12 protein-coding genes and 1 tRNA gene are annotated in these 11,977 nt (G+C 65.4%); 2 read left to right on the forward strand and 11 right to left on the reverse strand.

Annotation, left to right across the window (positions count from 1 at the left end):
* Positions 1 to 5 precede the first annotated feature (5 nt).
* Positions 6 to 512: a Ros/MucR family transcriptional regulator gene (locus tag AC1RT8_RS12805; protein ID WP_493076032.1), complete on the reverse strand. Its 507-nt coding sequence runs from the start codon at positions 510 to 512 to the stop codon at positions 6 to 8.
* Positions 513 to 961: 449 nt separating this feature from the next.
* Between AC1RT8_RS12805 and AC1RT8_RS12810 the strand changes: the two genes are divergently transcribed.
* Positions 962 to 1,046, forward strand: a tRNA-Leu gene (locus tag AC1RT8_RS12810).
* Between the two features lie 68 nt (positions 1,047 to 1,114).
* On the opposite strand, the gene AC1RT8_RS12815 is transcribed toward AC1RT8_RS12810, so the two are convergent.
* The 3 genes from AC1RT8_RS12815 to AC1RT8_RS12825 are packed head-to-tail and all read right to left on the reverse strand — an operon-like array spanning position 1,115 to position 2,905.
* A complete protein-coding gene (locus AC1RT8_RS12815) occupies positions 1,115 to 1,402 on the reverse strand; it encodes a hypothetical protein (RefSeq protein ID WP_493076033.1) in 288 nt (95 codons plus the stop codon).
* Complete coding sequence (locus AC1RT8_RS12820; RefSeq protein ID WP_493076034.1) at positions 1,395 to 2,021, reverse strand: class I SAM-dependent methyltransferase; 627 nt, start codon at positions 2,019 to 2,021, stop codon at positions 1,395 to 1,397. The genes AC1RT8_RS12815 and AC1RT8_RS12820 overlap by 8 nt, the downstream gene beginning before the upstream one ends.
* A complete protein-coding gene (locus tag AC1RT8_RS12825) occupies positions 2,021 to 2,905 on the reverse strand; it encodes a helix-turn-helix domain-containing protein (protein ID WP_493076036.1) in 885 nt (294 codons plus the stop codon). Before AC1RT8_RS12825 ends, AC1RT8_RS12820 begins: the two co-directional genes overlap by 1 nt.
* A gap of 473 nt (positions 2,906 to 3,378) precedes the next feature.
* On the opposite strand from AC1RT8_RS12825, the gene AC1RT8_RS12830 reads away from it, so the two are divergent.
* The gene (locus tag AC1RT8_RS12830) at positions 3,379 to 3,612 is read left to right on the forward strand and encodes a hypothetical protein (RefSeq protein ID WP_493076037.1); all 234 of its coding nucleotides are present in this window, start codon (positions 3,379 to 3,381) and stop codon (positions 3,610 to 3,612) included.
* A 36-nt stretch (positions 3,613 to 3,648) separates the two neighbouring features.
* On the opposite strand, the gene AC1RT8_RS12835 is transcribed toward AC1RT8_RS12830, so the two are convergent.
* From AC1RT8_RS12835 to AC1RT8_RS12865, 7 genes are all read right to left on the reverse strand, one after another.
* A complete protein-coding gene (locus AC1RT8_RS12835) occupies positions 3,649 to 5,529 on the reverse strand; it encodes an ABC-F family ATP-binding cassette domain-containing protein (protein ID WP_493076131.1) in 1,881 nt (626 codons plus the stop codon).
* Between the two features lie 156 nt (positions 5,530 to 5,685).
* The gene (locus tag AC1RT8_RS12840; RefSeq protein ID WP_493076038.1) at positions 5,686 to 6,477 is read right to left on the reverse strand and encodes an SDR family NAD(P)-dependent oxidoreductase; all 792 of its coding nucleotides are present in this window, start codon (positions 6,475 to 6,477) and stop codon (positions 5,686 to 5,688) included.
* Between the two features lie 137 nt (positions 6,478 to 6,614).
* Entirely contained in the window at positions 6,615 to 7,922 is a 1,308-nt protein-coding gene (locus AC1RT8_RS12845; RefSeq protein ID WP_493076132.1) for a sensor histidine kinase, read from the reverse strand.
* A gap of 38 nt (positions 7,923 to 7,960) precedes the next feature.
* Complete coding sequence (locus tag AC1RT8_RS12850; protein WP_465173881.1) at positions 7,961 to 8,680, reverse strand: response regulator; 720 nt, start codon at positions 8,678 to 8,680, stop codon at positions 7,961 to 7,963.
* 90 nt (positions 8,681 to 8,770) lie between these two features.
* On the reverse strand, positions 8,771 to 9,487 hold the full coding sequence (locus tag AC1RT8_RS12855) for a hypothetical protein (protein WP_493076039.1): 717 nt from the start codon (positions 9,485 to 9,487) through the stop codon (positions 8,771 to 8,773).
* A 135-nt stretch (positions 9,488 to 9,622) separates the two neighbouring features.
* Positions 9,623 to 10,399 carry a thioesterase family protein gene (locus AC1RT8_RS12860; RefSeq protein WP_493076040.1) on the reverse strand — a complete coding sequence of 259 codons (777 nt, stop codon included), beginning with the start codon at positions 10,397 to 10,399 and terminating at the stop codon, positions 9,623 to 9,625.
* Entirely contained in the window at positions 10,396 to 11,922 is a 1,527-nt protein-coding gene (locus AC1RT8_RS12865) for a class I adenylate-forming enzyme family protein (protein ID WP_493076041.1), read from the reverse strand. The genes AC1RT8_RS12860 and AC1RT8_RS12865 overlap by 4 nt, the downstream gene beginning before the upstream one ends.
* Positions 11,923 to 11,977 lie beyond the last annotated feature (55 nt).

The following is an 11,977-nucleotide window of genomic DNA, read 5'->3' on the forward strand; positions in this document are numbered from 1 at the left end:
AAGCCTCAGCTGGCCTTTTTCGGCCGGCCGCGCGGTGCCTTGGGGGCCGCTGGCGCATCGGACGCGGCGGCGGCCGGAGCCTTGCGCGGGCCGGGCTTGCGGCCGAGACCGATCTTCTTGGCCATGGCGCGGCGCGCCTCCGAATAGGTTTCCGCGACCATCGGATAATCCGACTTCAGGCCGTAGCGTGCACGGTAATCTTCCGGGGTCAGGCCATGGCCCGACAGATGACGGCGCAGCGTCTTGTAGGGCTTGCCGTCGATCAGCGAAATGATGTGATCCTTCGACGCCAGTGACTTGCGCACGGTGACGGCGGGAATATGTTCCGCCGCCGCTTCCGGCGCGGCTTCCTCGGTGCCGGCGCCGGCAAGTGCCGTCACGGTGGCGTGCATCTTCTGCAGAAAGGCCGGCACTTCGTCGGCCGACACCCGGTTGTTTGGATTGCCAAGCCACGCAATGGTCAGCTCGGTCGCGAGCTCGGTTGCGTTGAGATCTGAAGTGTCGTCAGCCATAATTACCTCCAAACTGGATATATAGCCCATTAGCGCGATTGTCGGCGGCGTCAACCGCAATACATCAATTGTTCTGGGCCTGGATGCTCTCGTTTTCGGGAGAAACAAGGCGCGCATATAATTGCACAGGCGGCGCTTGCACCCATCAACGTAGACGAGATCGACAACAACGCACCGGCAACCATAATTCTGGACGATTCGGTGTCGCCACTTTGAGGTTGCTTGGCGAAGGTGGCATGATCTCTAAAGGGAGTGCGTGCGATCTGCGGGAAAAATGAAAGCAACTTCATCAAAGCAGCAAATGATGGGAAGCGAGCGGGGATTTGGCGCGGGGTCGAACAAGGTCCGATCTGGTGATCGCGGGCGGACGCCACGCCAGGGCTGGCGGTGGGTTGAAATCGCGGCGAGGCCCGGTTAACTGCGCGCTTCTCCGGCTTGGACGGGGAAGCGCGGGCGTGGTGAAACTGGTAGACGCGCCGGACTCAAAATCCGGTTCCGAAAGGAGTGTCGGTTCGATTCCGACCGCCCGCACCATGATATATCACAGGCTCTGGCTACTCCACCGAACGGTGGTCGGAGGGGGCCAAACGGCCCGTGCGCTGCTACCGAGCCTCCCGCGCCATCGCCTCCGCGCCGCCGCTGGTGCCCGTGGCAACGGACGCGGCGGAGCCTTCGGCGCGCCGTCGTGGCTCGTGCGTTGCAAGGAAGATCCCTATCGCGATCAGCGAGAAACCCAGGACGGTTCCCAGCGAGAAAGGCTCGTTCGGGAGCAGGACACCCAAGGCGGCAATGACCGGATGATAGTCGGTCACGGCGATGCGGATGAGGAGATAGGGCACGCCCCAGATCACACCGAGTGCGAGCAGCAGGATCCATCCCTTCCTAGTCATTATCGCCCTCCTTGCGGGCAAGAATGGTCAGCCACCGTCCTTCGGTGCCCTCAGCGGAGGTCGACCAGAGTTCGGTGAGGCCGAGGTCGCGCAGGATCGAGTCCAGGTCGGGCTTTTCCCATTCGGCGATGAGGTAGGTGTTGCCGCTGTCTCCGCGCTCGACAAGGTCCCGCCGCCCCTCCCGCACCGAGAACAGAAAGGCTCCGCCGGGGATGAGCGCGTGCGCGATCCTGGCGAGGACGTGCGGGAGCAGCGGCCGGTCGACGTGCTGGAAGACGTAAAGCGCGATCACGCCGGCATATGGTCCGCCGATGTCGTCGACGACCACATCGAGCAGTTCCGCGACCGCACCGCGCGCCTTCTGGAAATCCACGAACGCCGCCGCTGCGTCGGTTCGCCGGACGGCCACGCCTTGTTCCGCGAGCCAGTCCGCGTCCCAGCCGGGACCCGAGCCGATCTCGAGCACGCGGCCGCTGGAGGGGAGTGCCTCCCGGAAGCGTCGCAGGACGGGATTGTCGTCCGATCCCGGCTTGGGGGCGGTCGACTGCGCATAGTCCAGCGCGCAGTCCTCGTACGACGCGATGGTTGTCCGGTTGCCGGATGCCTTCCCGTCTCCCATCAGATCGCGGCCCGTTCGGTTGCCATCGGCGCGCCGGGAGCTTCCGGACATTCCGCGAGCGGAACCCAGATCTGCAGCCCTCCCATTCCGGTGTCGGGGTCGAACGCGGCGTTGTGGAACTCAAGCACCGGGCCGTCGGCCATGGTGCGCGACAGTGCGGGCAGCGCCTCGTTCCAGATGGCCGTATAGGTGTCGAAGATCGCCGAAACATGGCCGGTGTGCCTGAAGACGGCGTGGGGTCGCGGCCTGGTTTCGATATAGACGAGGTCCGGCGCACGACGGTGGTCGAACGCCTCCACCTCCGCGGCGCACACGTACCGGAAGGATCCCTCGTCGTCGGGCGGCTCGCAGACGCCGACCGGCATCGCTTCCACCTTCTCCGGGATGTCGTCATAGTGGCTCGACATGAAGCGCTGCCATTGGGCGGGGATATGGACGACCTCGTTGTACGAGCATGGAGCGGCCAGGCCGACCAGCTTCATGCGACCTAGCTGCTTCAGCTGCGGCAGCGGAAGGCGTGCCTCGCCCGTGCGCAGGCGTACCGGGGGCGTCGTAGCCAGGCCCTCGACGCTCCCGTTGCTGCGGACCCCCTCGGGCGTACGGCCGAACTGGTCGCGGAACGCCCTGGTGAACGCCTCATGGGATCCGTATCCGGATTCCAGCGCGAGCGTCAGTATGTCACCAGCGCCGGCCGCCAGTTTGTGCGCGGCTTCGGTCAGGCGTCGCGCCTTGAGGTATTTCATCACCGGCCAGCCCGTGGCGGTGCCGAAGGCGTTTGCGAGATGCGATCTCGATACGCCGCAGGCCCTGGCGATGTCGTTCAGTCCAAGCTGCCGATCCGAGTTGCGCTCCAGAACCCAGAGCGCCTTTTCCGCGATGCTCATTCACCATCTCCTCACAATCGCGACGTGCATAGCGGCGGCTCGGGCGCGCCTGTTTGATGAAAAGTCCGGTCGGCGTACGAATCTTCCGGTGCGGGCCGCTGCCCACTGCTCCCTGGCGACCTTGCGCCTTCAGGCCTCATCGGTCAGCACTCCCTTCGCCGGCAGTCAGGGCGCGGGCGAAATAGTCTTGTTGAACGAACATGCATCGGAAACAATCCAGCGCTGATGCCTCAGCGGCGGGTGACTTCATATTCTTCATAAATTATCAGAATAAATTACACATGAATAAATATTAATCAGTATAATTCTTGATATTCTACAACAATTTCCAAATCATTTAAAATAATGTATAAGTAAAATTCTAAATTTATGGAACAATAATATTGCATGATTGTTTAGTCGTTATGGAAAATCACCATTCGAAATATGAGATGTATGTCGAGCAAATGCCCGGCCGAGGCTTTGGCTCGGTGATGACGCATTGGATCTGGCGCAAATTGAACGACGCCGGGCGTGTCACCGTGCATGGGTCTCACCATGGCTCGCTCGAGGCGTGCTTCGCGTCAGCCCGCAAGCATCGGGATGCGTTCGGCGATGCGCCGATCATCATCAACCTGCGCAAGGGGGATGCGAGCGACGCCCCGACCCTCATTGGGCTGCCCGGCGCCGAACACGATATATCGATCGCGAGCAAACCGCTCCACTAGGGTCTCGACCCCAGCTATCGGTTGAGCCTGTGGCGTTCAGGCCTCGACAGTCTCAAGCTCTTCGCTGATCTCGAGCCAGACGGCTTCGGCGGCCTCCAGCTTGGCCGCGACATCGGCGCGCTGCTTCATCAATTCGCTCATATTCATTCTCGACAGCCAAGGCTCGGCGGTCGAGGGGTCGAACATTGCCCGGTCGATCGCGCTGCGCTGCTTGGAGAGCTTGGCGACCAACGCTTCCGCCTCATGGGCACGCTTGCGCAAGGCGACGCTCTTCTCGCGCGCCTCGGCATTGGCGCGGCGTTCGTCCTTCTTGCTGACCTTGGCCTTTGCCGCACCGCCGCCGCCGGTCGCGCCATCGCTGGAGAGCACGAAGGCGATATAATCCTCCATGCTGCCATTATATTCGGTCGCGGCGCCGCCATCGACCAGCACCAGCCGGTCGGCGGTCAGCTCGATCATGTGGCGGTCATGGCTGACGATCACCACGGCGCCGTCATAGGCGTTGAGCGCCTGGACCAGGGCCTCGCGCGCATCGACGTCGAGATGGTTGGTCGGCTCGTCGAGGATCAGCATGTGCGGTGCGTCGCGGGTGATCAGCGCCAGTGCGAGCCGGGCGCGTTCGCCGCCCGACAGGCTGCCGACCTTGGTCGTCGCCTTTTGCCCGGAAAAGCCGAACCGGCCGAGCTGGGCGCGGACCGCGGCGGGCGACATGCCCTTCATCATCCGCGTCATATGCTCGAGCGGCGTATCGGTCGTGTCGAGTTCTTCCACCTGATACTGGGTGAAATAGCCGACGCGCATCTTGCCCGACGCGGTCATCTCGCCTTCCATCGGGGTGAGCTGCGCGGCGAGCAGGCGGGCAAGGGTGGTCTTGCCGTTGCCGTTGCGGCCGAGCAGCGCGACGCGGTCGTCCGGGTCGAGGCGCAGGTTGAGGCGGCGCAGGATCGGGTTGCCCTCGGTATAGCCGACCGCCGCCATGTCGAGCGTGACGAGCGGCGGGCGCAATTCCTCGGGGCTGGGGAAGTCGAAGGAGAGCGTCGGATCCTCGGCCATCGCCGCGATCGGCTGCATCTTGGCCAGCATTTTCTGGCGCGACTGGGCCTGCTTCGCGGTCGAAGCGCGGGCGCTGTTGCGGGCGATATAGTCCTGCAGCTTGGCGCGCTGCGCATCCTGCGACGCCTTGGCCGCGGCGAGTTGGGCGGCGCGCTCGGCGCGTTGCTGCTCGAAGCTGTCGTAACCGCCGGTGTACATCACCGTCTTGCCGCCCTCGAGATGGAGGATGGTGTCGACGACATTGTTGAGCAGGTCGCGCTCATGGCTGATGACGACCATCATCGCCGGATAGCTCTTCAGGAAATTCTCGAGCCAGAGCGTCGCTTCGAGATCGAGATGGTTCGAAGGCTCGTCGAGCAGCAGCAGGTCGGGTTCCGAGAAGAGCAAAGCGGCGAGCGCGACGCGCATCTTCCAGCCACCCGAATAGCTGTCGAGCGGGCGGCCCTGCATTTCCTCGTCGAACCCCAGGCCGACCAGGATGCGCGCGGCGCGCGCCTCGGCGGTATAGGCGTCGATCGCGATCAGCCGGTCGTGGATCTCGCCGACCCGGTCGGGATCGTGGCAATCCTCGGCCTCGTGGAGCAAAGCGGCGCGCTCGGTATCGGCGGCGAGCACGGCTTCGATCGGGGTGGTGGTGCCGTGCGGTGCTTCCTGCGCGATATAGCCGATGCGCGTCTTGCGCGGCATCTCGATCTCGCCCTCATCGGCCTCGATCGATCCGATCATCACCTTCATCAACGTCGACTTGCCCGCGCCGTTGCGGCCGATCAGGCCGACGCGGCTCTTCGGCGGCAAGGTTGCCGTCGCGCGGTCGAGGATCGTGCGCCCGCCGAGGCGCACCGTGATACCGTTGATATTCAGCATGCGGGCGCCATTATCATGCAGCGCAGCATAATAGAAGGGCGGCACATCTTTCGTCATGCCGGATTTATTCCGGCATCCACGGTGCCGCGAATCCACCCTTTTCGGAGTTGCGGCACCGTGGACCCCGGAACAAGTCCGGGGTGACGACATTGAAGGTCACGCGATCGTGTTCACCAGCCCGCCCTCGGCCCGGATCGACGCGCCGTTGGTCGCTGAGGCGCGGGGGCTGGCGATATAGGCCACCATGTCGCCGATCTCCCTGGCTTCGATCATGCGCTGGATGATCGAGGAGGGGCGGGCGTCGCGGAAGAATTCGGCCTCGATCTGGTCGATCGGCGCAGCGGGATCGGCTGCCTGGCTGCGCAGGAATTCCACCACGCCATCCGACCGGGTCGGCCCCGGCAGCACTGAATTGACCGTGACATTGGTGCCGCGCGTCAGCTGCGACAGGCCGCGTGCGATGGCGAGCTGGGCGGTCTTGGTCATGCCGTAATGGATCATGTCCTGCGGCACGGCGAGGCCGGATTCACTGGAGATGAAGATGATCCGGCCCCAGTTGCGTTCCAGCATGCCGGGCAGATAGGCGCGCGACAGGCGGACGCCGCTCAACACATTGACGTCGAAGATGTTGGTCCAGTCGGCATCGCTGATGTCGGCAAACGCCTTGCTTTCATAGATGCCGAGATTGTTGATCAGCACGTCGATGGTCGGCAGCGCGACCGTCACTGCAACAGCGCCTTCGGCGGTCGCGACATCGGCGAGCAAGCCCGCCACCGGCTTGCCGCCCGAGGCGTTGATGGCGGCGGTGGCGGCGGTGAGCTTCTGCTGCGAGCGGCCGGTGATGGTCACGGCAGCGCCTTCGAGCGATAGCGAGCGGGCGATCTCAAGCCCGATGCCGCCGGTGCCGCCGGTCACCAAGGCAATCTTGTCGGTCAGTTCGAGGTCCATGATGTATCTCCACCGGGTTTCGTTGGAGGGAATCTAGGGGGCGCGACGATCGCCAACTATGTCCTGGCGCGTACAATCATCTGTGCATGGAGATCATCAATGCCGCCTGTCCCGGTGGAACGGCGGAGAGGCGAACGTCAGCGCCGAGGGAGGGTGATCGTCGCGACCAGTCCGCCCTGGGGGCGGTTGACCAGGGTGATGTCGCCGCCCGCCTCGCGCACGATCGCGCGGGCCAGGGCCAGGCCGAGGCCGATGCCGCCCGTCTCCTTGTTGCGTGAGGTCTCGAGCCGGGTGAAGGCATCGAACACGTTGCCGAGATGCTCGGACGGAATGCCGGGCCCCTTGTCGGCCACATGGATCGCGACCTCACGCTCGCCGGCCACGATCCGCACCTCGGCGGACTCGCCATATTTGACCGCATTCTCGATCAGGTTGCGCACCGCGCGCCGGATCAGCGACGGGCGCAGGCGCATCCTCAGCCGGTTCGTCTCCTCGAAGGTCACATCATTGTCGAGATCGCGGAAATCCTCGACCACCGCGTCGACCAAAGCCGCCAGATCGACTTCGGTGAGCGGTTCGCTCGGCCGGCCGAGCCGGGCGAGCGAGAGGATGTCGTCGAGGGTGCGATTCATTTCCTCGATCGTGTCGGCCATCTTCAGCCGGTCGGTATCGTCCTCGACCGATTCGATGCGAACGCGCAGCGCGGCGAGCGGCGTGCGCAGATCATGGCCGATCGCGCCGAGCATCCGGTCCTTCTCGTCGAGCATCGCCGAGACGCGTAACCTGAGGGCGTTGAACGCGGCGATCACGTCGCGCAGATCCTGCGGCCCGCGTTCTTCCACGGGCACGTCGACCTCGCCGGGCATGAAGTTGCGCGCGGCGGAGGCGAGGCTGCGCAGCGGCTGCGACAGCCGCCGGCCGATCCACAGCACGGGGATCAGCACGATCGCGTAGAGGATCAAGGTCTGCCAGATCAGCCGCCAGATCAGAAAGGCTTCCGCGCGGGGCCAGGGGGCGTTGAGCACCAGCCAGCCCTTGCCGGGCTGCTCGACCGCGATGACCAGCTCGCCGCCCATCTTCACCATGCGATCGGCGAGGCGCGGGCCCCAGCGGCGCGTGCGGCGGTCGCCCTTGTGGATCGCATGGACCTCGGTCTCGATCCGGCCGACCTTCAGGCCAGCCTCTTCCAGTTCGGTGCGCAATCCCTGCTCGACCGCGTGCTGATGTTCGCCCGCCGGGTCGACCGGGGAGGTATCGGCCTGGCGGACTCGACCTCGATTGGCGTCGAAAGGCCGCCCGGAATTACTGCGCTCGACCGCATCGACGATGCGGGTGACCGCCGGGCCGGTCGCCTGGTCGTAGCGCGAGGCGCGCCGATCCTGGAGCTGGATCGCGAAGTTGATCGCCTGCGCCACGAAGAGCGCGATCGCGATCAGCAGCACCATCTGCCCGGAAAGATTGCGCGGCCACAGCCGGATGCGCCTCACAGGCGGGTGACTTCGGCGGCTAGCGTATAGCCGCCGCCCCACACCGTCTTGATTAGATCGGGATTCTTCGGATCTGTCTCGATCTTGCGGCGCAACCGGCTGACCTGGTTGTCGATCGCACGGTCGAACGCGGCGGCCTCGCGGCCCTGGGTGAGATCGAGCAGCTGGTCGCGCGTCAGCACCTGGCGCGGTCGGGTCACCAATGCGTGGAGGAGATTATATTCGCCGGTCGAGAGCGGCACCGACACGCCTTCGCGGTCGACCAGCGCGCGCTCGCCCGATTTGAGCACCCAGCCGGAAAAGGCGAAGGAGCCGGTGTCCGGCGCATGCTGGCGCGTGCCGCCGGCGGCGGCGCGGCGCAGGATCACCTTGACCCGGGCGGCCAGCTCGCGCGGCGAGAAGGGCTTCACGACATAATCGTCGGCGCCCATTTCAAGCCCGACGATCCGATCGGTCTCCTCGCTGCGCGCGGTGAGCAGGATGACGGGGGTCTCGCTCGTCTCGCGGATATGGCGACACAGGCTCAGTCCGTCCTCGCCCGGCATCATGATGTCGAGGATGACCAGATCGATCGCATAGGCGGTGAGGCGCGTGCGCGCTGCCTCCGCGTCGCCCGTCTGGGTCACGCGGAAGCCCTGCTTGGTCAGATATTGTGCGAGCGGCTCGCGGATCGAGCGCTCGTCGTCGACCAGCAGAAGGTGTGGCGTTTCTCCCATGAGATCGGCGTCTAGCATGATCGTTCGCCTTTGGAACATGCCGGGCGGGCAAGGGGGGAAGCCCGCCCGGCAGCCAGGCCAGTCGGGGGATTACTGGCCGGCGTCTGGTTTGGGCGCATCGGCGCCCGGCGGCGGGGGCATGCCCGGGCCGCCGGGACGATGCCGCCAATGGCCGCGCGTCTTGTCCATGCGCTGCTTCATTGTATCGCGCAGCGCGTCCATCTCGGCCTTGTCGATAAAGCCGTCATGATTGGTATCAGCCTTCGCGAAATGCGCCTCGGCCTGGGCGAGCGCCTCGGCACGGCTGATCTTGCCGTCATGGTCGGTGTCGAAACGGGCCATGAAGCCGCCGCGGCCGCCGCCATAATCATGCATCGTGCCCGGCGCGGGCGGGGCGCCGCGCGGGGACATCATGCCGCCGCCGCGTCCGCCGCGCCCTTCGCCCATGCGCTGTCCCGCCGCCTTCATCTCGTCGGGCGAGATCTTGCCGTCGCCATTGGTGTCGAGCTTCGCGAAGCGGGCGGCGGCCTGGGCCGAATATTCCGCCTTGGTGATCTTGCCGTCCTTGTCGGTGTCGGCGCTTGCCACCAGGCGGCCGCGGCCGGGCAGTTCGTCGCCCGAGATCACGCCATCGCCATTGGCGTCGAGCCGGGCGAAGCGCTGATCCGATCGCGCCATGAATTCGGCGCGCGAAATGGTGCCGTCCTTATCGGTGTCGGCGCGCGTAGCGCCCCCATTCTGCCCCGCGATCGCGGCGCCGCTGATCGCGGTACCGGCCAAAGCCAGCGCGAGAAGATATTTACGCATGCCCATGCCCTCCAGTGATTGCCCGGTCCCGCCGGCTATGATCGGGCTTTTCGCTCAAGGGTGTCGCGCAGCTATGTCAGCGAAGGGCGAAAGTGTCGCAATTTGTCGCATCACCCCGTGCCGGGGAGGATTTAATCACGCGAAGATCGCGACGCTTTGCATGCCCTGGGCGATGGGCTGGCCGTCGGCGTTCCAGATCGTCATCGACTGGGTTGAGCAGCCGTTCCGCGCATGATCGGACTTGGCCGAGAGCAGCCACCAGCCGTCGGTCGTCGCCGGCGCGGGGGTGAGCAGGTTGACGATCCAGGTCAGCGAGCTGATCGGGGCGGGTTGCTTGCCGAGCAGCTTGAACGCGGCCGGGGGCAGGGCGTCGGCGACGGCGAGCACATGGACCATCGGATCCAGCCCGTCGAATGCGCGCAACCGGGCCCAGCGCAGCCATTCGGCCTCGCCGGTCGCCTCTTCCTTCAGGTCGAGGAAGTTGAAGTTGCCGGTGAAGAACTCGTCGGGCCCGGTATAGAGCGTCGCATCGGGCGCGGGCGGGCGCCTGTCGCTGTTCAGCCTGCCGGCGAGATCAATCTTCGACGGCTGATCCGACATGAAGACGAAGGTCGCGCGGAAACCGAGCCCGGCGTCCGAGACGATATCGGCCTGGATGAAGGCGGCGGTGCGGCCGCGGCGCAATTTGGTCGCGGTGACGTAGACCTCGCCCGAAAGCGGGCCGATAAAGGCGATCTGGGCTGAACGGAGCGGTGGCAGATCAGGCTCGATACCGTGTGCCGCATGGAGCGCGAGCGCGCTGGACAGGCCGCCATAGGTGGTTCGGCCCTGCAGCCAGCCGGTGGGAATCGTCGCGCGGAATCCGTCTGCGATGGGGGTGCCGGCGGCGAGGATGTCGGTGATCGGAGTCACAGGGTCTTCTCCGCCAGGCGATCGCGCAACGCGCGTTTCAGCACCTTGCCGATTGCGCTTCGCGGCAATTCGTCGATGGCGTGGAGTGCGGACAGCCGCTGGGTCTTGCCGAGTTGGGCATTCGTCCAGGCGAGGATCTCGGCACTGCCCGCGTCCACCCCCGTATGCGGCACATAGAAACCGACCGGCGTCTCGCCCCAGGCCTCGGACGGCACGCCGATGACGCTGCAATCGGCGACGGCGGGGTGCTGCGCCAGCACCGCTTCGAGGTCGGTCGGATAGATGTTGAAGCCGCCCGAGATGATCAGGTCCTTCTTGCGATCGAGCAGGGTGAGGAACCCGTCAGCGTCGAACCGGCCGACATCCCCGTGACGGATATAGCGCCGCCCCTCGGCATCGAACCATTCGGCCGAGCGGGTCGCCTCGGAGCGGCCGTGATACCCCGTCATCATCGCGGGCGAGCGGCCGACGACTTCGCCCATCTCGCCTTGCGGAACCTCGTTGCCGTCATCGTCGATCAGGCGGATGTCGTGATCCTCGATCGGGCGGCCGACGGTATGGAGCTTGTCCGGAAACAGGTTGGCGATCAGCAGGCAGGTGCCGCCACCCTCGGTCATGCCGTAATATTCGACCAGCAGGCCCGGCCAGCGCGCAAGGACATCGGCCTTGAGCGCGGCGGAGAAGGGGGCGCTGGTGCAGGTCTTCAGGCGGAAGGCCGACAGGTCGAAGCTGTCGAAATCGGACAGCGCCATGATCCGCTGATACTGGACGGGCACGAGCATCGCGTGAGTCGCGCGGTTGGTCTGGGCGAGTTCGAGGAAGCCGCGCGCATCGAACTTCTTCATCAACACCGCGGTGCCGCCCCAGCCGATCGTTGGCAGGAAGCTGACGAGGGTGGTGTTGGAATAGAGCGGCGTCGCGATCATGGTCACCGCGTCGCCGAAGCCGGCCGAACTGTTGCGGTTGATATGCGCCCAGCGCATCGCATGGCTCTGCACGATGCCCTTGGGCGTGCCGGTGGTGCCGGAGGAATAGATGATGTTGAAGCCATCGCCGGGGGCGATGGTGACGGATGCGGGTTTTGCGCCCTGGGGAGCGAGCCACTCCTCAAAAGCGGCAAGGTGGACGACCTTTGCGGCGATAACCTGGCTCGCCAGCGCTGCGGCGGCGTCATCGTCGACGAACACGATCGGCGCCCCGCAATCGGCGATCATCGCAGCGAGCGATTCCGGTGTGGACGAGGGAGCAAGGGGCGCGGCGACGCAGCCGGCCCGGAGCGCGCCGAGAAAGACGGCGCCATACTCGATTCGCGAAGCCGCGACGATCGCGACCGCCTGGCCCTGCGTGACCCTATCGCGCTGCAGCGCCGCGGCGACTCGGTCCATCAGCGCGTCGAGCGTTGCATAGTCGATGCTGCCCTCCAGCGCGGCAAGCGCGGTCTTGCCGCCCTGCTCGGTCGCATGGGCACGGATCAGGTCGGGCAAGGTCGCGAAACCGGTCGCGAGCAGATCGGCGGCTGTCATGATACGCCGCTATGCGAGGCGCGCGGCAAATGCCATACGCAATCTTCGAAAAAAA

The sequence above is a fragment of the Sphingomonas sp. GW821-FHT10F11 genome, assembly GCF_058809095.1.

Coding starts and splice junctions, on each gene's coding strand:
- AC1RT8_RS12805 (WP_493076032.1), bottom strand. CDS start 512: ATGGCTGACGACACTTCAGATCTCAACGCAACCGAGCTCGCGACCGAG.
- AC1RT8_RS12815 (WP_493076033.1), bottom strand. CDS start 1,402: ATGACTAGGAAGGGATGGATCCTGCTGCTCGCACTCGGTGTGATCTGG.
- AC1RT8_RS12820 (WP_493076034.1), bottom strand. CDS start 2,021: ATGGGAGACGGGAAGGCATCCGGCAACCGGACAACCATCGCGTCGTAC.
- AC1RT8_RS12825 (WP_493076036.1), bottom strand. CDS start 2,905: ATGAGCATCGCGGAAAAGGCGCTCTGGGTTCTGGAGCGCAACTCGGAT.
- AC1RT8_RS12830 (WP_493076037.1), top strand. CDS start 3,379: ATGACGCATTGGATCTGGCGCAAATTGAACGACGCCGGGCGTGTCACC.
- AC1RT8_RS12835 (WP_493076131.1), bottom strand. CDS start 5,529: ATGCTGAATATCAACGGTATCACGGTGCGCCTCGGCGGGCGCACGATC.
- AC1RT8_RS12840 (WP_493076038.1), bottom strand. CDS start 6,477: ATGGACCTCGAACTGACCGACAAGATTGCCTTGGTGACCGGCGGCACC.
- AC1RT8_RS12845 (WP_493076132.1), bottom strand. CDS start 7,922: ATGGTGCTGCTGATCGCGATCGCGCTCTTCGTGGCGCAGGCGATCAAC.
- AC1RT8_RS12850 (WP_465173881.1), bottom strand. CDS start 8,680: ATGGGAGAAACGCCACACCTTCTGCTGGTCGACGACGAGCGCTCGATC.
- AC1RT8_RS12855 (WP_493076039.1), bottom strand. CDS start 9,487: ATGCGTAAATATCTTCTCGCGCTGGCTTTGGCCGGTACCGCGATCAGC.
- AC1RT8_RS12865 (WP_493076041.1), bottom strand. CDS start 11,922: ATGACAGCCGCCGATCTGCTCGCGACCGGTTTCGCGACCTTGCCCGAC.